The 247-nt window shown below is 50.2% G+C and carries 1 protein-coding gene; it reads right to left on the bottom strand.

The features are described from left to right. On the bottom strand, window positions 1-247 hold a 247-nt coding region (locus IEQ44_RS17405; protein WP_227487695.1), incomplete at both ends, for a hypothetical protein.

The raw sequence follows: 247 nt of genomic DNA, 5'->3' as shown, positions 1-247 counted from the left end.
CTCTGACCAATGAAGGGGTCACAATCGGGGTAGAAGTGACCGGACTTGCCACCTGAACCAGGGGCTTCAACTGCTTGACACATTCCTGTACTAGCTCTTGGACAGAAGGTGCCTGCTTCTCTTCTTTCAGTTGTAGGACCTTGGTGGTACTGCCGTCCTCTTCATCCTGCACATCGATGAGGAACCTGGCCTCATCCAAAGCCTGCTTAACATTATCAAAGTGTTTCTTCCTAAGATCTCGCCTAAC

Origin of the sequence: Nocardioides malaquae, from assembly GCF_015070385.1 — a bacterium.
GTDB lineage: Bacteria > Actinomycetota > Actinomycetes > Propionibacteriales > Nocardioidaceae > Nocardioides > Nocardioides malaquae.
Note: the sequence above shows the minus strand (reverse complement) of the source record. Positions and strands in the feature narration are given on the sequence as shown.